This window comes from Mesorhizobium sp. 128a (assembly GCF_053848025.1).
This window is the reverse complement of sequence record NZ_JBSPKY010000001.1, coordinates 552,732-572,690: the sequence shown is the minus strand read 5'-3', so window position 1 is coordinate 572,690 and position 19,959 is coordinate 552,732. Positions and strand designations below refer to the sequence as shown.

16 protein-coding genes are annotated in these 19,959 nt (G+C 63.5%); 8 read left to right on the top strand and 8 right to left on the bottom strand.

Annotation, left to right across the window (positions count from 1 at the left end; all coding sequences use genetic code 11):
• Positions 1-37: 37 nt before the first annotated feature.
• Positions 38-1,012 (top strand): WD40 repeat domain-containing protein, encoded by a 975-nt coding sequence (locus ACWTU9_RS02580; protein WP_455856948.1) that lies wholly within the window; start codon positions 38-40, stop codon positions 1,010-1,012.
• Between the two features lie 3 nt (positions 1,013-1,015).
• On the opposite strand, the gene ACWTU9_RS02575 is transcribed toward ACWTU9_RS02580, so the two are convergent.
• Positions 1,016-1,468, bottom strand: a complete 453-nt coding sequence (locus ACWTU9_RS02575) for a hypothetical protein (protein WP_455856947.1) — start codon at positions 1,466-1,468, stop codon at positions 1,016-1,018.
• 156 nt (positions 1,469-1,624) lie between these two features.
• Between ACWTU9_RS02575 and ACWTU9_RS02570 the strand changes: the two genes are divergently transcribed.
• The 4 genes from ACWTU9_RS02570 to ACWTU9_RS02555 all read left to right on the top strand — a co-directional run bounded on the left by ACWTU9_RS02570 (position 1,625) and on the right by ACWTU9_RS02555 (position 7,263).
• Complete coding sequence (locus tag ACWTU9_RS02570) at positions 1,625-3,007, top strand: aspartate aminotransferase family protein (protein WP_455856946.1); 1,383 nt, start codon at positions 1,625-1,627, stop codon at positions 3,005-3,007.
• Positions 3,008-3,084: 77 nt separating this feature from the next.
• Complete coding sequence (locus ACWTU9_RS02565; RefSeq protein WP_455856945.1) at positions 3,085-4,470, top strand: glutamine synthetase family protein; 1,386 nt, start codon at positions 3,085-3,087, stop codon at positions 4,468-4,470.
• 88 nt (positions 4,471-4,558) lie between these two features.
• Positions 4,559-5,794, top strand: a complete 1,236-nt coding sequence (locus ACWTU9_RS02560; protein ID WP_455856944.1) for a putative DNA modification/repair radical SAM protein — start codon at positions 4,559-4,561, stop codon at positions 5,792-5,794.
• A 2-nt stretch (positions 5,795-5,796) separates the two neighbouring features.
• Positions 5,797-7,263, top strand: coding sequence for a UdgX family uracil-DNA binding protein (locus ACWTU9_RS02555; protein WP_455856943.1), 1,467 nt, complete (start codon positions 5,797-5,799; stop codon positions 7,261-7,263).
• Positions 7,264-7,272: 9 nt separating this feature from the next.
• Here the strand turns inward: ACWTU9_RS02555 and ACWTU9_RS02550 are convergent, their stop codons facing one another.
• The 4 genes from ACWTU9_RS02550 to ACWTU9_RS02535 are packed head-to-tail and all read right to left on the bottom strand — an operon-like array spanning position 7,273 to position 11,639.
• Positions 7,273-8,547, bottom strand: coding sequence for a glycerate kinase type-2 family protein (locus tag ACWTU9_RS02550; RefSeq protein ID WP_455856942.1), 1,275 nt, complete (start codon positions 8,545-8,547; stop codon positions 7,273-7,275).
• Positions 8,544-9,047, bottom strand: a complete 504-nt coding sequence (locus tag ACWTU9_RS02545; RefSeq protein WP_455856941.1) for a heme-degrading domain-containing protein — start codon at positions 9,045-9,047, stop codon at positions 8,544-8,546. The genes ACWTU9_RS02550 and ACWTU9_RS02545 overlap by 4 nt, the downstream gene beginning before the upstream one ends.
• Before the next feature lie 52 nt (positions 9,048-9,099).
• Positions 9,100-10,419, bottom strand: a complete 1,320-nt coding sequence (guaD, locus tag ACWTU9_RS02540; RefSeq protein WP_455856940.1) for a guanine deaminase — start codon at positions 10,417-10,419, stop codon at positions 9,100-9,102.
• Between the two features lie 2 nt (positions 10,420-10,421).
• Positions 10,422-11,639 carry a urate hydroxylase PuuD gene (locus tag ACWTU9_RS02535; protein WP_455856939.1) on the bottom strand — a complete coding sequence of 406 codons (1,218 nt, stop codon included), beginning with the start codon at positions 11,637-11,639 and terminating at the stop codon, positions 10,422-10,424.
• Positions 11,640-11,778: 139 nt separating this feature from the next.
• On the opposite strand from ACWTU9_RS02535, the gene ACWTU9_RS02530 reads away from it, so the two are divergent.
• The 3 genes from ACWTU9_RS02530 to ACWTU9_RS02520 all read left to right on the top strand — a co-directional run bounded on the left by ACWTU9_RS02530 (position 11,779) and on the right by ACWTU9_RS02520 (position 15,032).
• A complete protein-coding gene (locus ACWTU9_RS02530; RefSeq protein WP_455856938.1) occupies positions 11,779-12,699 on the top strand; it encodes a LysR substrate-binding domain-containing protein in 921 nt (306 codons plus the stop codon).
• A 168-nt stretch (positions 12,700-12,867) separates the two neighbouring features.
• A complete protein-coding gene (locus tag ACWTU9_RS02525; protein ID WP_455856937.1) occupies positions 12,868-13,782 on the top strand; it encodes an LLM class flavin-dependent oxidoreductase in 915 nt (304 codons plus the stop codon).
• Positions 13,779-15,032, top strand: a complete 1,254-nt coding sequence (locus ACWTU9_RS02520; protein WP_455856936.1) for an LLM class flavin-dependent oxidoreductase — start codon at positions 13,779-13,781, stop codon at positions 15,030-15,032. Before ACWTU9_RS02525 ends, ACWTU9_RS02520 begins: the two co-directional genes overlap by 4 nt.
• A 13-nt stretch (positions 15,033-15,045) precedes the next feature.
• On the opposite strand, the gene xdhC is transcribed toward ACWTU9_RS02520, so the two are convergent.
• From xdhC to xdhA, 3 genes are all read right to left on the bottom strand, one after another.
• A complete protein-coding gene (gene xdhC, locus ACWTU9_RS02515; RefSeq protein WP_455856935.1) occupies positions 15,046-16,056 on the bottom strand; it encodes a xanthine dehydrogenase accessory protein XdhC in 1,011 nt (336 codons plus the stop codon).
• Positions 16,057-16,118: 62 nt separating this feature from the next.
• Positions 16,119-18,476, bottom strand: a complete 2,358-nt coding sequence (xdhB, locus tag ACWTU9_RS02510) for a xanthine dehydrogenase molybdopterin binding subunit (protein WP_455856934.1) — start codon at positions 18,474-18,476, stop codon at positions 16,119-16,121.
• The gene (xdhA, locus tag ACWTU9_RS02505) at positions 18,476-19,957 is read right to left on the bottom strand and encodes a xanthine dehydrogenase small subunit (RefSeq protein WP_455856933.1); all 1,482 of its coding nucleotides are present in this window, start codon (positions 19,955-19,957) and stop codon (positions 18,476-18,478) included. Before xdhA ends, xdhB begins: the two co-directional genes overlap by 1 nt.
• Positions 19,958-19,959 lie beyond the last annotated feature (2 nt).

The window sequence follows — 19,959 nt, the reverse complement described above, 5'->3', positions numbered from 1 at the left end:
TCAGGGGGTGGCGACAAACTTCATTGGAACGGTTCTGATGCCCACAGTTGCCCCCCTCGATCTCGATGGCCATTGCCTCGCCGCCATCTTCCTCGACAACGTGCCGCATTTTGCGCTGGCCGACGGCGCCATTCATCGGCTCGACAATGGCCACAAGACAAATCAGGCCAATGACGGCCTGCTCTCCACCTTCCACGATGCCGCCAATGACCGGCTGATCACCGGCGGCGAGGACGGCAAGATTCTTGCCGTTACGGCAGGTGGCAATGTCAGCGAACTGGCGAGCGCCGGCAAGAAATGGATCACCAGCGTTGCAGCCGGTCCGCAAGGCGCCATCGCCTATGCCACGGGCAAGACCGCCTTCGTGCGCTTTGCCGACGGCAAGACCAAGGAGTTTGTCCATCCGCGTTCGGTCGAGGGGCTGGCCTTTTCGCCCAAGGGCATGCGCTTCGGCGTCGCCCGCTACAATGGCGCGACGCTGCATTTCCCGGCCGCCGAGGGCAAGCCGGTGGAGCTCGAATGGGCCGGCGCCCACACCGGCATCACCTTTTCGCCGGATGGCTCCTTCCTCGTCACCACCATGCAGGAAAATGCGCTGCATGGCTGGAAGCTGGCCGACGGCAAGCACATGCGCATGACCGGATACCCCGGCAAGGTCAAAAGCCTGTCATGGAGCGTCAAAGGCAAATGGCTGGCGAGTTCCGGTGCGCCGGCAGCGATTGTCTGGCCGTTTTCCGGCAAGGACGGCCCGATGGGCAAGGCGCCTCTGGAGCTCGGCACGCGCGGCAACGCCATGGTGACCGCGGTCGCCTGCCATCCGAGCCAGGATGTCGTCGCCGTTGGCTATGATGACGGCATGGTGATGGCTGTACGCTTCGCCGACGCCAGGGAAGTGCTGTTGCGCCGGCCGGGCAAGGGCGCCATCACATCGATGATGTGGGACAAGGAAGAGCGCCGCGTCGCCTTCGGCAGCGCTGCCGGCGATTGCGGCGTCATCGACATCTCTGCTTAAGCCTTATTCGGCCCCGCACGACACCTTGCCGGTCAAGGTCTTGGGCTTGCCGTCCTTTTCTGTATCGGCCGCGGCGTCATATATGGCGAGCGTGTAGCGGCCGACATATTCGCCTTCGTCGCGAGCCTTGGTGAGGATCGTCAGTTCCACCGAATTGATGGCGTCTTTCACCTCCGTCTCGTGGTAGATGTTCAGCCGCAATTCCTTGTCGTCCAGCCAGTACTGGGTGAGGTTCGAATCCTCAAACATGGTCTTGCGCAGGCTGTCGCCTTCCGGTCTGCCGACGATTTCCAGATCGCCGCGAAAATTGAAGGTCGGTCCACCCATGCCGGTGGTGACGCCGGCGCCGACCTCGAATTTTACCGCCTTGCCGTCAACGGAACACCATACGCCACCCGATGCGAAGGCCGTACCAGCCGATAGCAGAAGCATTGCTGTTGAAACGATTGCCCGCATTTTCTCCCTCCAGAACCACAAGCCAACCGCATTGGCACCGGGCTTTGCGTCAAGGTCAAGGCCGGCCTGGTGCCGCTGACCCAATGCAGGGCAACCCGGCGGCCAATTGCGGTTTGAGATGGCGATTGGCTAGAGTGCTTGCCAAGAGGGATCTTCATGCAGTCAACCGACCATTCCAGCCCATCGACCGGCGGCATCAGCGCTGCCCGCATCGCCGCATTGCGGACAAGCGAGGCGGAAGCCTTCCGCAAGGCGCGGCCGAAATCGGCAGCCAAGGCAGGCAACGGCCTGCCAGGCTTCTTCGGCGGCGTGCCGATGCACTGGATGAACGACTGGCCGACGCCGTTCCCGATCTTGGTCGACAGCGCCAAGGGCGCCACCATCACCGACATTGACGGTATCAGGCTCGACGACTTCTGCCTCGGCGACACTGGCTCGATGTTCGGCCATTCGCCGCCGCCGGTGGCGCGGGCCATCCGCCGCCAGGCCGGACGCGGCCTGACCTATATGCTGCCTTCGGAGGATGCGCTGGCCATCGGGCCGCTGCTCACGCAGCGCTTCGGCCTGCCGTTCTGGCAGATCGCCACCACCGCCACCGACGCCAATCGCTTCGCGCTGCGGGTTGCCCGCGCTATCACCGGTCGCGAAAAGATCCTGGTCTTCAATGGCTGCTATCACGGCTCGGTCGACGAGACGATGGTGCGGCTGGTCGACGGCAAGGCCGTCAACCGGCCGGGACTGGCGGGCGAATTCCGCGACCTGACCAGGACCGCGAAGGTCATTGAATTCAACGACGTTGCGGCGCTTGAAGCCGCCTTGAAAGACGAGGACGTCGCCTGCGTCATCACCGAGCCGGTGCTGACCAATTCCTGCATGGTGCTGCCCGATCGCGGCTTTCACGATGCGCTGCGCCGGCTGACGCGTGCGGCCGGCACGCTGCTTTTGATCGACGAGACCCACACTATCTCCACCGGCCCGGGCGGCTACACCGGAAAATTCGGACTGGACCCGGACTTCTTCGTGCTGGGCAAGCCGATTGCCGGCGGCGTGCCGGCGAGCGTGTGGGGCATGAGCGACGAGGTCGCCAGCCGCTACGCCGACTACAACAGGACCAAGCAGCCCGGTTATTCCGGCATGGGCACGACGCTGTCGGCCAACCCGCTGCAATTCGCGGCGATGCGCGCCACGCTTGAAGAGGTGATGACGCAAGAGAATTACGTCCGTATGGACGGTCTGGCGCTGCGGCTCGACGCCGGGCTGACCGGGGTCATCGACCGCTACAATCTGCCCTGGCATGTCGCCCGTGTCGGCGCTCGAGTCGAGTTCATCTGCTCGCCCGGCCCGCTGCGCAATGGGGCCGAAGCCGAAACTGCGCACGCGCCGGAACTCGAAGCGGCGGTCCATGTCGCGCTGGTCAACCAGGGCGTGCTGATCGCGCCTTTCCACAACATGATGCTTATCTCGCCGGCCACCACCGGCGCCCAGGTCAACCGGCTGATCACCGCCTTCGCCACGGTTGCGGCAAGGCTGACGGCATGAGACAAGCGAGTGAATGGACGGCGACTGAACGGGCGGCTACCGAACGGACCGCCAAGGAAACCTTGAGTACAGTAATCATGACTTCACCTTCGGGCTCGACGCCCGCCGAGGCGCAAGCCTTTCTTGACGCCCATCCTGAAATCGAAGCTTTCGACATCGTGCTGACCGACGCCAATGGCGTCGGGCGTGGCAAGATCGTGCGCCGGCATGAGCTGAAAAGCATCTATGAGGGCGGCCGCCACATGCCCATCTCGATCCTCGGCCTCGACATCACCGGCGAGGATGTGCACGAGACCGGGCTGATCTGGACGACCGGCGACGGCGACCTCAGGGCATGGCCAATCCCCGGCACGCTGGTGCCGCTCTATGGCACCAGCCCGCCGCGCGGCCAGCTGCTGATGGCGATGTACCATCTCGACGGACAACCAATGTCGTCGGACCCGCGGCTGGCGCTGGCCAGGCAGGTCGACATATTGGCAGCCAAGGGCCTCTATCCCGCCGGCGCCTTCGAGCTCGAATTCTTTCTGTTGGCCAATGAGCGTGACGCCGACGGCAAGGTAAAGCCGGCGGACGCCGTGCTCGACGGCCGCCGCTCGGCCAAGACCGAGGTCTATTCGGTCGACCATCTTCACGGCATGGAGCCGCTGTTTTCCGACATCTATGCCGCGGCCAAGGCGCAAGGCATTCCGGCCGAGACGGTGATTTCCGAATATGCGCCCGGCCAGTACGAATTGACGCTGAACTACCGCAAGGACGTGATGCGGGCGGCCGACGATCTGGTGATGCTGAAGCGGCTGGTGCGGGCGCAGGCGCGCCGCCACGGTGTCACCGCCTGCTTCATGGCCAAGCCAATCGAAAAATACGCCGGCTCCGGCATGCATTTCCATGTCTCGCTACAGGACAAGAACGGCCGAAACGTCTTTGCCGAAGCTGGCGGTGAAAGCTGGTCGCTGCCGCTGCTGCAAGGGCTCGGCGGTCTGATCCAGACCATGGCCGAATCGATGCTGGTGTTTGCGCCGCATGCCAATTCCTGGCGGCGCTTCGTATCCCAATCCTATGCGCCGGTGGCGCCGACATGGGGCGTCAACAACCGTTCCGTGGCACTGCGCGTGCCGGCGGGCGACGCGAAGAACCGGCGTATCGAACACCGGCCGTCGGGCGTCGATGCCAACCCGTATCTGATCGCGGCGACGGTGCTGGCCGGCATCGTCAAGGGACTGGATGAAGGTCTCGATCCCGGTCCGGAGACGACCGGCAATGGCTATGAAGCAGCCGTCACGCGCACGACCATGCCGGTCGACTGGCGCGCCGCGATCGAGGCGGCCCGGGCGTCGAGCTTCCTGAAAGAGGCGCTGGGCGAAGACCTGCACCGCACCTTCGTGGCGATCAAGCAGTCCGAATATCTGCGCGTCGCCCGCACCGTCAGCGAGCTCGACTACCACCTCTATCTGCACGAAGTGTGATGGGCGGAACTGTCAGGCCGCGATCACGTTATCGCTGCCTGCATCAAATGAGGTAGCAATTTAACGCAACAGAACATATCATGAACGGATGAGCGCACTCACCGTCCGTGAAAAGCTGGCAATCCTCTCCGATGCCGCCAAATACGACGCCTCCTGCGCTTCATCGGGCTCGGCGAAGAAAGACTCGCTGAAGTCGGGCGGCATCGGCTCTACCGAAGGCATGGGCATCTGCCATTCCTATGCGCCGGACGGCCGCTGCATTTCGCTTTTGAAGATCCTGCTGACCAATTTCTGCATCTACGATTGCAGCTATTGCATCAACCGTTCGTCCTCGAATGTGCGGCGCGCCCGCTTCAGCATCGACGAGGTGGTGAAGCTGACCATGGATTTCTATCAGCGCAACTACATCGAGGGCCTGTTCCTGTCCTCCGGCGTCATCCGCTCGCCCGACGAGACCATGGCCGAAATGGTCGAAGTGGCGAGGCGGCTGCGGCTCGAAGAGAAATTCTCCGGCTATATCCATCTGAAGACCATTCCGGAAAGCTCGCCTGAACTCGTCGAGCAGGCCGGGCTTTATGCCGACCGGCTGTCGATCAATGTCGAGCTGCCGACCGACGAAGGCGTCAAGAAACTGGCGCCCGAGAAGAAGCCGGAAACGATCCGCCTTTCCATGGCGAACCTACGCCAGAAGATGGAGGAAAAGGCTGAGCCGACGCTGAGGACCAAAAAGCGCGAACGCTTCGCACCGGGCGGCCAGTCGACGCAAATGATCGTCGGCGCCGACAAGACGTCCGATGACGGCATCTTGCACACCAGCGCAAGGTTATATGGCAGCTATCATTTGCGGCGGGTCTATTATTCCGCCTTCAGTCCAATCCCGGATTCGTCATCGTCGCTGCCGCTGCAAAAGCCGCCGCTGATGCGCGAACACCGGCTTTATCAGGCCGACTGGCTGATGCGCTTCTATGGGTTTTCACAACCAGAAATCCTCGCCGGCAGCAACGACGGAATGCTCGATCTCGCCATCGACCCCAAGCTCGCCTGGGCGCTGCGCAACCGGGGACGATTTCCGGTCGACATCAACCGCGCCGACCGCGAGTCGCTGCTGCGGGTACCCGGCCTCGGCACCAAGGTGGTGGCAAAAATCCTGGAAACCCGCCGCCATCGGCGGCTGCGGCTCGAAGATCTTGGACGTATCTGTCATTCGATCGCCAAGGTGCGGCCTTTCATCATCGCGGAAGGCTGGTCGCCGGGCGGGCTGACCGACAAGACCGCTCTGCGCGATACGATCGTAATATCCTGCGAACAGCTGTCGCTGTTTTGATCATGCAGCCGGCTCAATTCAATCTTGCCCGATTCAGCGTGCGGCTCGCCAGCGAGACCGATTTTGCCGGCTGGCGCGACGCGGCGAGACGGCTGGCGCTGAACGAGGTCCGGCCAGAGGATATCAGCTGGCATGTCTCGACTTGTTCCAATGCGCCGCAAAACGATCTGCCGGACGTGCCGGCCGGCGCGCAACTCGTCGTGCCGCGCGAGTTCATCGCGCATGCCGAAACCGCTTTTTGCCATTCCGATCCGACCCGGTTTGCTTTTCTTTACCGGATGCTGTGGCGCCTGCGCGCCGAGCCGAAGCTGCTGGCGATCGCTTCCGATCCCGACACCAGGCGGCTTGAAGCCATGGAAAAGGCGGTGCGGCGCGACAGTCACAAGATGCATGCCTTCGTGCGCTTCCGGAAGATCGGCGACGGCAATGAGGAGCGCTATGTCGCCTGGTTCGAACCGGAGCATTTCATCGTCGAGCGCAACGCGGATTTCTTCATCAGGCGTTTTACGGGCATGCGCTGGACCATCCTGACGCCCTACGCCTCGGCCGACTGGGATGGCGAAAGGCTGGCCATCGGCCCGGGCGCCGCCAAGGGCGATGCGCCGACGCAAGACGACGCCGAGGCGCTGTGGCTCACCTATTTCGAAAACATCTTCAACCCGGCGCGGCTCAAGGTGAAGGCCATGCAAAAGGAGATGCCGAAGAAATATTGGCGGAACCTTCCCGAGGCCTCGCTCATTCCAGATCTGATCGCAGGAGCGGACAAGGCCGCCAGTGACATGATTGCCAGAATGCCGACGACGCCGGCGCCGCACCACGCCAAGGTGCAGGCGAAACACTGGCCAAAGCGCGAGCCCGCCGAGGCGCCGGACGATGACGCCAGCACGATCTCCGAATTGCGCGAAGCCGCGAAGAGTTGCCGCCGCTGCCCGCTGTGGCGCGACGCGACACAGACCGTGGTCGGCGAGGGGCCTGACAATGCCAGGGTGGTCTTCGTCGGCGAACAGCCGGGCGACCAGGAGGACCTCGCCGGCAAACCTTTCGTCGGGCCGGCGGGCAAGGTATTCGATGCGATCCTGGACGATGCCGGTGTCGACCGGCAAAAAGTCTACGTCACCAATGCCGTAAAGCATTTCAAATTCGAGCCGCGCGGCAAGCGCCGCATCCACTCCAAGCCGAATGCCGGTGAGGTGCAGGCCTGCCGCTGGTGGATCGACAGGGAGTTGGACCTGATCAAGCCGGACCTTGCGGTAGCGCTTGGCGCAACGGCGGCGCTGTCGCTGCTGGGCAAGGCGATCCCGGTGACGAAAATGCGCGGTCAGGTGATCGAGCGCGAGGATGGTTTGCGCGTGTTCATCACCATCCATCCATCCTTCATACTGCGCATCCACGAGCCGGCAGACAAGGAAGCCGAGCGCGAACGGTTCTTGCAGGATATGAAGCAGGTGAAGCGGCTGATGGCGGCTTGAGCGGTTCGCCTATCTGATCAGGATTGCTCTGAGATCATTCACATTCGTGCCCGTAGGTCCCGGCACAAATAGATCTCCGACGGCATTGAACGCCGTCCAGGCATTGTTTCCCGCAAGCATCGCCTTGGCGTCGACGGCGGCTGAACGCATGCGCGACACCGTCGAACCATCGGCGAAGGCGCCGGCATTGTCTTCCGAGCCGTCAATGCCGTCGGTGTCGGCGGCCAGGGCATGGATATTGTCCGCACCGCTGATGCCAATGGCGAAAGCCAGCAGGAATTCCGAGTTGCGGCCGCCCTTGCCCCTTTTCCCGTCAATGGGGGCGCGCAAAGTGACCGTTGTCTCGCCGCCCGACAGGATCAGCACTGGCTTCTGGAATGGCCGGTTGCGCGTCGCCACCTCGCGCGCAATGGCGGCATGCACACCACCCACCTCACGCGCTTCGCCCTCGATGGAATCGGAGAGGATGACGGCTTCGATGCCTTGGCGTTTTGCCTCCGCCACTGCTGCTTCCAGCGACACGCCGGCAGAAGCGATCAGATGCACTTCATTGCGTGAAAAGCGCTCATCCCCAGGACTTGGCGCATCGGCGGTCGGCGAATTAATATGCGCCATGACGGCTTCGGGCAGTTTCATGCCGTAGGCCGCAATCGAGGCCAGCGCATCTGCGCGGCTGCCAGTGTCCGGCACAGTAGGACCGGAGGCGACCAAAGCTGGATTATCGCCGGGAATGTCGGAGACCACCAGCGACACCACTTTGGCCGGCCAGGCGGCCGCGGCCAGCCGGCCGCCCTTGATGGTCGAGACATGCTTGCGAATGGTGTTCATCGCGGCAATCGGCGCGCCGGAAGCAAGCAGCGCCTCGTTGACGGCGATCTCGTCCGCCAGCGTCAGGCCGGCTGCAGGCGATGGCAACAGAGCCGAGCCGCCACCCGATATCAGCGCCACGACCAGATCGTCAGCCGTCAGCCCCTGCACCTTCTCAAGCAGTCGCCGCGAGGCCTCAAGCCCGGCCGAGTCCGGCACCGGATGCGCCGCTTCGACGATCTCGATGCGCTCGCATTTGGCGCCATAGCCGTAACGGGTGACGACCAAGCCTTCGATCGGACTGTCCCAGACCTTCTCGAACGCCGCCGCCATCTGCGCCGAGCCTTTGCCGGCGCCGATAACGATCGTACGTCCCTTGGGCTTCGCCGGCAGATGATCCCGGATCGTCCGCTCCGGATCGGCGGCGGCGACGGCGGCTTTGAAGATCGAAATGAGGAAAGGCTTGGGATCGGTCATTTTGTTTCCGGCGGCAAAGCCAGTTTGCGCGGGTCGACGCCCAGATGGGCGCAGATCGCCTCGACCACGACGCCATGGTCCTCGCGTTCGGGCAGACCGGAGACCGTAATCGCACCGATGACGCCGGCACCCTTCACACTTATCGGAAAGCCGCCGCCTGCCAGCACATAGTCGGCGATGTCCAGACCCTCGCCGATCTTGAAGGTGCGGTCCGGCCGCTGCTGTTCCAACACCAGACGGTAGGTGCTTTTGAGGTAACGCTTGACCACGTTGATCTTGCGCCGCGCCCAGTCGGGGTTGGAGGCGTTCGAACCCGGCATCGCGGCATAAAACAGAGGGCGATCCCACAGCGTGATGTCGACGATGATGGGCATGACCTCGGCCAGCGCCCGCTCACGGATCGCCGCGCCTATCTTAAAGGCGACGGCCTCGTCGAAGGTCGGGAAGACCAGCGTCTCTTCCTGTTTCTGGATCAGCGCGATGTCGTCCGCAGCGGCCATGGTGTTCCCTGTCAAATGTCGCCACACGGTTTGACCGATGGCTGCCGTGGGGTCAAGCCTGACTGGTCATGTCGCTCTTCGCCGGCCGCCCCGCGACATAGACTTCGCGCACAGCGCGGTCATCGCCCAGCGTCTGCAGCAGGAACAATTCCTCGGCCAGCGTCTGCACCGTCTCCATCCGCAGCCGCATCGCCGGCGTCGCACGGGCGTCGAGCACGGTGATGTCGGCATCGGTGCCTTGATCCAGGGTGCCGACCTTGTCCGCCATCGACAGCGCCTCGGCATTGCCGCGCGTTATCTGCCAGAAGGACTGGAACGGGTTCAGCTTCTCGCCATTCAGCGCGATCACCTTGTAGCCTTCGTCCATGGTGCGCAGCATCGAGTAATTGGTGCCGCCGCCGACATCGGTGGCCGCCGCGATGCGCAGTGCCTTGTCGCGGCGGCGAAAGCGCTGGTAGTCGAACAGGCCGGATCCGAGAAACAGGTTCGAGGTCGGGCAGAACACCGCCACCGAGCCTGAGTCCGACAACGCATCCGCTTCGCGCTCCGACAGATGGATGCAGTGTCCGAACAGGCTCTTTGGCCCCAACAACCCGTACTGCTCGTAGACGTCGGTATAATCGCGCGCCTGCGGATAGAGCCTTTGCGTGAAGGCGATCTCAGCGTGGTTTTCCGACAGATGCGTCTGCATGTGCAAATCGGGATGTTCACGACACAGCGCACCGGACATCTCGAGCTGTTCGGGCGAGGAGGTGATGGCGAAGCGCGGCGTGATCGCATAATGCTGGCGGCCCTTGCCATGCCACTCGGCGATCAGTGCCTTCGTATCGTCATAGCCGGATTGCGGCGTGTCGAGCACGCCTGCCGGCGCGTTACGATCCATCATCACCTTGCCGGCGATGTTGAGCATGTTGCGGTCGTGCGATTCGGCAAAGAAAGCCTCGGCCGAGGCCTTGTGCACGGAACAATAGGCGGCGACAGTCGTCGTGCCGTGGCGCACCATCTCGTCCAGGAACAGCCGCGCTATGCGGCGGCCATGCTGGGCGTTGGCGAACTTTGTCTCTTCGGGAAAGGTGTAGGTGTTCAGCCAGTCGAGCAGCTCGGCGCCATAAGAGGCGATGACCTGCATCTGCGGGAAATGCACATGCGCGTCGATGAAGCCCGGCAGCAGCAGGTGCGGCCGGTGATCGATCTTCTTTACGCCCTCGCCGGCCTGCCTTTCGACATCGGCGTAGGCGCCGGCGGCAGCGATCCGGCCATCGCGGATCAGCAGGCCGCCATCCTCCTCATAGCGCCACGCGGCATGGTCGTCGATGGCTTGGGGCCAGCGCAAAAAGCTCAGCGTGCGGCCGCGCAGAAGTGTGGAGGTCATGCTTATTTTCCCGCGCCTTCGAACCAGGCGACCAGCAGCGCCCGCTCTTTGTCGCTGATCTGGGTGATGTTGGCCGGCGGCATAGCATGGCTGCGCCCAGCCTGCAGGTAGATCTCGCGGGCATGCTCGGCAATGCCGGCGTCGGTGTCGAGAATCACGCCCTTCGGCGCCTGGTAGATGCCTTCATAAACCGGCTCGGCCGCGTGACACATCGAGCAGCGGCCAAGCACGGTGTCGCGCACGGCCGGGAAATGCGAAGAGGCGATGTAGACCTCGGCCGCAGCGGACGCCTTGGGTTCGCCGGTCAGTATTTTCGGCGCTGTCGACAGCCAGATGATGATCATGAACAGCACGGCGGCCGCCATCCAGGTCCAGTGCGGGTTGCCGGCACGCTTATGCACGGTGTTGAAATAGTGCCGGATCAGCACGCCGATGATGAACACCAGCGAGGCGATGACCCAGTTGAACTCCGTCGCAAACGCCAGCGGATAGTGGTTCGACAGCATCAGGAACAGCACGGGCAGCGTCAGGTAATTGTTGTGCAACGAGCGCTGCTTGGCGATCTTGCCGTATTTCGGATCGGGCTTGCGGCCGGCAATAAGGTCGGCAACGACAATCTTCTGGTTGGGGATAATCACCATGAAGACGTTAGCCGACATGATCGTGGCGGTGATGGCGCCGAGATGCAGGAAGGCGGCGCGGCCGGTGAACAGGTGCGTCAGCCCCCAGGCGATGAACACCAGCACGCCATAGAGCACCAGCATCAGGCCGGTGTCGCTTTTGCCGAGCGGCGAACGGCAGAGCAGATCGTAGACCACCCAGCCAACGCCGATCGTGGCCATCGACAGCAGGATGCCGACCGGCACCGACATCGGCAGCACGTTGGGATCGATCAGGAACAGGTCGGCGCCCGCATAGTAGACCACGCACAGCATGGCAAAGCCGGACAGCCAGGTGGCGTAGGATTCCCATTTGAACCAGGTCAGGTGCTCGGGCATTTCGGCCGGCGCCACCAGATATTTCTGGATGTGGTAGAAGCCGCCGCCATGCACCTGCCATTCCTCACCGAAGGCGCCGACCGGCATGCCGGGGCGCTGGCGCAGGCCGAGATCGAGGGCGACGAAATAGAAGGACGAGCCGATCCAGGCGATGCCGGTGACGACGTGCAGCCAGCGCACGGCAAAGCTCAGCCAGTCCCAGAAAATCGCGAAATCCATCATGTGAAATCGTCCCTGCCGATTGGCTGACTTTACGGTGTGGTACGCAAACGAAAAGAGGCGAGGTGTACGATGACTTTCAAAAAAAAATGGAAAATAGTAGGTTGATCCCACGAAGCCGTTTGAGAGTCACGAAAATCTTATGGCCTATCTCGACAACATCGCCGTCTTCGTTCGCGTCGTCGAGCTTGGCAATCTGTCGGCGGCGGGCCGCGACATGCGCATTTCGCCGGCGGTCGCGTCGAACCGCATCAAGGAACTGGAAAAACACCTTGGGGTCAGACTGTTCAACCGCACGACCCGGCAGTTGATGCCGACGGAGCACGGCAACGTGTTCTATTCCGGCGCCAAGCAGGTGCTGGAAGCGATCACCGAGGCGGAAGCCGCGGTCTCGGCGCTCTCCGGCCAGCCGCGCGGAACCATCCGGGTGACGGCGCCGCTCGGCCTCGGCCGGCGGCTCGTGGCGTCAGGCATTCCGGATTTCCACGACAAATACCCCGATATCGAGGTGCGGCTGAGGCTCTCGGATCACAACATCGATATCATGAAGGAAGGCATCGACGTCGCCTTCAAGCTCGGCATCATCGAGGATTCCAGCCTGAGGATGCGCGGCATCATGGAATGCGAGCGTGTGCTGGTCGCGGCGCCGAAATATCTGGAAGCGCGCGGCGAACCGGTGGAGCCACAGGAACTGATCGGCAAGAAGCACGACTGCCTGATGCTGCGCTACTCCGGGGCGCGCGAATATGTCTGGACGCTGCAAACGCCGTCCGGCCCGCAGAAATTCGAGGTGCACGGCCCCTACGACACCGACGACGGCGACGTGCTGACCGGCTGGGCGCTGTCCGGGCGCGGCATCATCAACAAGCCGCGCTTCGAGGTCGAACCGTTCATCCGCGACCAGCGGCTGCAGGTCATCCTGGCCAGCACGCCGCCGACGCCGGTGCAGTTCGCCGCCGTCTATCCGCACAAAAAGCTGCAGGATCCCAAGGTGCGGCTTTTGCTCGACTTCATGGCTGAGCGCTGCCAGCGGCTGATCAGGGATATTCTGGCTGGAAAGTGAGGGGCGGCGGCAACGGGCACAGCGGATCGCCCTATTGGTGACCGGGCTGGCAGGCAAGTGCCGGCCTTGTGGTCCATTCGCCGGGCTTGCCTTGCGCGGCAGCGAACTTAGGTTGATGCGATGCATCTCGCCCTTTCGCTCAACATCGCTGCCGCCAACGCAGAGGCCGTGCTGGATTTCGGCCGGATCAGCAACTTCGTGCGGCAGGCGGAAGCCACGGGCGTCGACATGGTCATCATCTCCGACACCGCGGACCGGCCGTCAAGCAGCCCGTTCGAAGCGACGACGCTGCTGGCGGCGCTAGCGACGGTGACTGACCGGATCGGGCTGGTGGCCAGCGCCTCGACGCTCGTGCATCAGCCCTACAATCTGGCGCGCCGTTTCGCGTCCCTCGACATTATCAGCCATGGCCGCATCGGCTGGAACGCCACGTTGACGCAGACCCCACGCGAGGCAGAGAATTTCAGCCGGCCCGAAGGTTTTTCCGACGATGATTTCCGTCGTCGCGCCCGGGAGTTCATCAACGTTGTGCGACTGTTGTGGATTGGCTGGGAACACGACGCGCTGCTGTTCGACAAGACGGCAGGCCGCTTCCATGACCCGGACAAGATGCACTCCATGAATTTCACCGGCGAATTCTTTTCGGTGCGCGGGCCGCTCAATGTCGCCCGATCGCCGCAGGACAGGCCAGTGCTGGTGATGTCCGGTCTGACAGAGGCTGAACTCGATTTTGCAAGCCGCCGCGCCGATTTCGTGTTGTTGGACGAGCGTGAACCTCCGGAAACGAAAGCTGCCTCCGATGAGCTCAAGCGCAAGGCGCAAGACGCGGGGCGCGACCCGATGACGATCAAGGTGCTGGCGACCGCGGATGCGCGGCCGGAACTCGACGTCGGCATTCTGAAAGCCCTGTGCCTCTCGTGTGGCTGCGACGGGATCGTCTTGGCCGTGCAGCCCCGGGCTGCGGCCCTAGAGGATTTTGTCGAACGACTCTTGCCCGAACTCAAGCGACACGGATTTGCCAAAACACAATCTGGTAAGACGCTGCGCGATCGCCTTGGGCTCGGTGAGGGCGGCAGGCCATGAGCACCCGCCAGATGAAACTCGGCGCTTTCCTGTGGGCGACGGGCCACCACATCGCCGCCTGGCGCCACCCCAAGGCGCATGTCACCGCCGGTATCGACATCGACCATTACGTCCAGCTTGCGCGCACGGCGGAAGCGGCGAAGTTCGACATGGTGTTCTGCGAGGACGCCGCCGGTCTGCGCGAAGCCAATGTCGGCATTGCCAGCCAGACCTCGCGCTCGATCGGCTTCGAGCCGATCAGCCTGCTTTCGGCGCTCGCCGTGCAGACCAGCCGCATCGGCCTCGTCTCGACGGCGTCGACCAGCTACAACGAGCCCTACGGCCTGGCGCGAACTTTTCTGTCGCTCGATCACTTAAGCGGCGGCCGCGCCGGTTGGAATCTGGTCACGTCGGCAAGCCCCATCGAAGCCGCCAATTTCGGCGCGACAGGCCTCAAGCCCCATGCCGACCGCTATGAACGCGCGCGTGAATTCGCCGAGGTGGTGTCAGGACTTTGGCAAGGCTCCCGACTTTCCGGCCATGATGGCCAGAGCTTTTCGGTGCGCGACCCGCTCGACCTGCCGCGTTCGCCGCAGGGCGCTCCTGTCATGGTCCAGGCCGGCGCCTCGGATGTCGGCCGCGACCTTGCCGCCCGCACCGCCGATGTCGTGTTCACGGCGGCGCAGACCTTCGAGGAAGCGAAAGCCTTCTACGACGACCTGAAGAGCCGCATGGCTGCCTATGGGCGCGAGCCCGACGACATCAAGATCATGCCTGGCGTGTCACCCGTGGTGGCGGAAACCGAGGCCGAAGCGCAGGAGAAACATGAGGAACTGCAGGCGCTGATCCCCGACGATGTCGGCGTGGCGCTGCTGTCCAGCTATCTCAGCATTTCCGATCTCTGGCGCTATCCGATCGACGGGCCGATGCCGGAATTGCCGGAGACGGAGGGCATGAAAAGCCGGCAGGCGCTGGTGGTCGAGCAATCGCGCCGCGACGGGCTTTCCATCCGCCAGCTCGCCCGTCACTTTGCCGGCGCGCGTGGCCATTGGCGCATCGTGGGCACGCCGGCGCAGGTCGCCGACGAATTGCAAGCGCGGTTCGAAGGCGGCGGCGCCGACGGCTTCAATGTCATGCCGTCTTATTTTCCCGGCGAACTCGATGCCTTTTGCGAACTGGTGGTGCCGGAACTGCAGCGCCGTGGGCTATTCCGCAAGGAATACGAAGGCAGCACCTTGCGCGCGCATCTGGGGTTGAAGCGGCCCGCCTAGTTGCGGCGAAAACCTAGCCCGCTGTTTCTTTGTCTCGTCTAACCTGATGGTCGACATTTGGCGCGGCGTTGTGAACGACCAGCGCCGTCATGATCTCGGCGGCCGCCAATGCAGCGATCACCGGCGGGCGCTTGTCCTTGACCGCGTCTCCGCCGATCGGCGAGACGAGACGGGCGAATTCCGCTTCCGTGCCCTCCGCCGATTTCAGGAACCAGTGCTTGAATGTCGCTTTCTTGGTCTTTGAGCCGATCATGCCGACGTAGGCCGTGTCGTCGCGCTTCAGCGCCTCGGCGACGATCAGGAAATCGAGCGCATGGTCGTGGGTGAGGATGGCGAAAGCCGTGCCGGCGGGCGCATTGCGTATCTCGGCCTCCGGCATTGGCGTCAGCCGGGTTTCGACAGTTTGCGGCATGCCTTCCAGCGCCTCGGCCCGGGTTTCGATGACGACGGCCTGAACCGGCAGGAGTTCTATCGCCGCGGCCAGCGCCTGGCCGACATGGCCGCCGCCGAAGATATAGACATGCGGCAGATGGGCTTCCTCGGCTTCGGCAGCAGCGATCAGCTCGGCCGTGAGCGTGGCATCGACCAGCCGGATCAGCACTTCGACGCGCCCGCCGCAGCATTGGCCGATCTCCGGGCCGAGCGGCACATTGAGCGTGGCGCAGGTTTCATCGACCTCGATGCGGGTTCCCCTCCCCCTCGAGGGGAGGGTGGCGGCGAAGCCGCCGGGTGGGGTCGTTGCGGCCGTGCGCGACGCCCTAGCAGTGCCTTCTGAGAGGACCCCCTCTGGCCGCTTCGCGGCCATCTCCCCCTCGAGGGGGGAGAAAAGCATCTGCCGGGCCTTGTCGATCGCCATGTATTCGAGCTGGCCGCCCCCGATCGTGCCGAAAATCGCTGCCTGCGAGACGAGCATGAACGCGCCCTTCTCGCGCGGCGTCGAGCCCTTGGTGCCGGCCACTTCGACCAAGGCAAGCCGCCCGGCGCTGCCGAGAAACGCTTTCAGGCTTTGCACTTTCGAGTTCATTGTCTGCATTCCCACCTTGGAAACATAGCGTTTCCGGCCTGAATTTGCACGTTTTGGCTCGATCAGGCCGGCTTTGCGCCTCTCAGCCGCTCGATCGCCATCAGCACACGTTCCGGCGTCGCCGGGGCATCGAGGCGTGGACAGACTGTGTGATCGGCAACGCTGGCCACCGCATCCGACAGCGCATGCAGCACCGACATGCCGAGCGGGAAGGGCGGTTCGCCGACCGCCTTGGAGCGGTGCACCGTCGGCTCGCTGGCTTCCGGCCAGTCGGCCAGCGTGACGTTGAAGATCTTCGGCCGGTCGGATGCCAGCGGGATCTTGTAGGTCGACGGTGCGTGGGTGCGCAGCCGGCCCTTGTCGTCCCACCACAGTTCTTCCGTGGTCAGCCAGCCCATGCCCTGGATGAAGCCGCCCTCGATCTGGCCGAGGTCGATGGCACGGTTCAGCGAACGGCCGGCGTCGTGCAAGATGTCGGTGCGCTCGACTACATATTCGCCGGTCAGCGTGTCGACCGAGACTTCCGAGCACGAGGCGCCATAGGCGAAATAGTAGAAGGGGCGCCCTTCGCCCTTGTCGCGGTTCCAGTGGATTTTCGGCGTTTTGTAAAAGCCTGCCGCCGACAGCTGGATGCGGGCCAGATATGCCTGCTTGATAAGGTCGGCGAAGGCGATCTCCTGATTGCCGATGCGCACCCGGTTGGGCAGGAACAGCACCTGGTCGCGCGGTACCTGGTATTTTTCGGCGGCGAAATCGGTCAGCCGGTCCTTGATCTGGCGGGCGCCGTTCTGCGCCGCCATGCCGTTGAGATCGGAACCGGACGACGCCGCGGTGGCCGAAGTGTTGGGCACCTTGCCGGTCGTGGTTGCGGTGATCTTGACCTGGTCGAGGTCGATCTGGAACTCCTCCGCCACCACCTGCGCCACCTTGACATAGAGGCCTTGCCCCATCTCGGTGCCGCCATGGTTCAGATGTACCGAACCGTCAGTGTAGACATGCACCAGTGCGCCGGCCTGATTGTAGTGGGTGGCGGTGAACGAGATGCCGAACTTGACCGGCGTCAGCGCCAGGCCGCGCTTGATGAAACGGCTGTTGGCGTTGAAAGCCTGGATGATGCGGCGGCGGCTTGCATAGTCCGCACTCGCCTCCAGCTCGGCGACGATGCGGTGGATGATGTTGTCCTCGACCGTCTGGTGATAGGGCGTGACGTTGCGGCCCTCTTTATCACCACCGGTGCCGTAGAAATTCTGCTTGCGGATTTCGAGCGGGTCCTTGCCGACGGCAAAGGCGACCTCGTCGATGACGCGTTCGGCGCCGACCATGCCTTGCGGGCCGCCGAAGCCGCGAAACGCCGTGTTCGACACCGTGTTGGTATAGAGCGGCGCCGATTGCGCATGCACCGCCGGCCAGAAATAGGTGTTGTCGCAGTGGAACAGCGCGCGGTCGGTGACCGGGCCGGAGAGGTCCGAGGAAAAGCCGCAGCGCGCTGCGAACATGAAATCGACGCCCAGAATGTTGCCGTCGTCGTCGAAGCCGACTTCGTAGTCGACGAGGAAATCATGGCGCTTGCCGGTGGCGATCATGTCGTCGTCGCGGTCGGGCCGGATCTTGACCGCGCGATGGTGTTTCTTCGCGGCGATCGCCGCCAATGCGGCAAATTGGTTGCCTTGCGTCTCCTTGCCGCCGAAGCCGCCGCCCATGCGGCGGATTTCCACCGTGATGGCGTTGCTCGGCACGCCAAGCGCATGGCTGACCATATGCTGCACTTCGCTCGGATGCTGGGTCGAGGAATAGATGGTGACGTCCTGGTCCTCGCCCGGAATGGCAACGGCGATATGGCCTTCGAGATAGAAATGCTCCTGGCCGCCGATGCGCATCTTGCCCTTCAGCCGGCGCGGCGCCGCGTTGATCGCGGCAGCGGCATCGCCGCGCTTCAAGGTGAGCGGCGGCGTCACCAGCTTGTCCTTGCGCGGATCGAGGTCGCCAATGTCGGTGACGAAGGGCAATGGCCTGTATTCGACCTTGGCGAGCCGCGTGGCCCGGCGCGCCTCCTCGCGCGTTTTGGCAATAACGCAGAAGATCGGTTGGCCGTAGAACTGCACCTTGTCGTCGGCCAGCACCGGCTCGTCGTTACGGCCGGTCGGCGAGATGTCGTTTTCGCCGGGCACGTCGCTCGCGGTCAGCACGTCGACGACGCCCGGCGCTGCACGCACTGCCGACAGATCCATTTTGGTGATGGTCGCATGCGTGGCCGTCGACAGACCGAGGCAGCCATGCAGCATGCCCGCCGGTTCCGGCAGATCGTCGATGTAAACAGCGGTGCCGCTGACATGCTTGTGCGCGGAATCATGGCGCTGGTCAGTGGCGACGCCGCCGGAAATCTTCTGCGCCTTGAGGTTGGGGGAAGCGTGCTTGTTCATCAGGCTGCCTCGTTGCGTGACACCTGGAACGGCGCCTTCGATCCCGTCGTCTCGGCAAAGAAGCGCAGCAACAGGTTCTTGGCCGCAAGCGCCCGGTATTCGGCCGATGCCCGCATATCGGTCAGCGGGGTGAAATCCGCAGCATATTCGTCCATAGCGGCCTCCACTGTCGCTTCCGTCCAAGGCTTGCCGAGCAGCGCCTTTTCGACGCCGAAGGCGCGCTTGGGGGTTGCCGCCATGCCGCCATAGGCAATGCATATGTCGGCCACCGTGCCATCCTTGGCCAGGTCGAGGAAAAAGGCGCCGAGGGCCGCGGTGATGTCCTCGTCGCGGCGCTTGGTGATCTTGTAGACGGCAAACTTTGTGCCCTTGGCCGGCACGGGAACATGCACGGCCTCGACGAATTCGCCCGGCTGCCGGTCCTGCTTGCCATAGGCGATGAAGAAATCCTCGAGCGCGATGGTGCGCCGCTTTTTGCCACGGCGCAGCGTCAGCTGCGCGCCGAGCGCGATCAAGGGCGGTGGTATATCGCCGATCGGCGAGCCGTTGGCTATGTTGCCGCCGATCGTTCCCATATTGCGCACCTGCTCGCCGCCAATGCGGTCGAACAATGGCCCCAGAGCCGGGATGCGCTTGGCCAGTGTCGCGAAGGCGTCGGTGTAGGTGACGCCGGCACCGATGGTGATGACGTCGTTGTCTTCGGAGATCGCGCACAACCCGTCGAGATTGCCGATAAAGACCACCGGTGAAATGTCGCGCATATGCTTGGTTACCCAGAGCCCGACATCGGTCGAGCCGGCGACGACAGTCGCATTCGGCTCTTTGTCCAGCACGGCGGCGAAATCGTCGGCGTTGGCCGGCACGATCAGTCGTTGCTTGCCGGTGCCGATCTCCACGCGGGCGCCATCACGCACCGCTTCGAGCCTTGCCGTGATCGCCTCACGCTCCGCCGCCAGCGGATCCTTCGCCGCCTTGCCGTAGCTGGAGATGGCGCGAGCCGCGCGCATGATTGCCTCGTAACCGGTGCAGCGGCAGAGGTTGCCCTGCAGCGCCTTTTCGATCTCCGCATTCGACGGATCGGGCGATTTCATCCACAGGCAGTAGAGCGACATGACGAAGCCTGGCGTGCAGAAGCCGCATTGCGAGCCGTGGAAATCCACCATTGCCTGCTGCACCGGATGCAGCTGGCCAGGCGCGCCACGCAGATGCTCCACAGTCACGACATGGGTGGCGTCGAGCGACCCGAGGAAGCGGATACAGGCATTGACGCTTTCATAGACCAGCTTGCCGGCCGAGAGTTTTCCGACCAGCACGGTGCAGGCGCCGCAATCGCCTTCGGCGCAGCCTTCCTTGGTGCCGCGCAGGGAACGATCGAGCCGCAGCCAGTCGAGCAAGGTAGCGTCTGGCGCCACCGACGACAGCGCCACATCCCTGCTATTCAGGATGAAGCGGATCTCGTTGCGTATGGTGATCTTGGCCATGC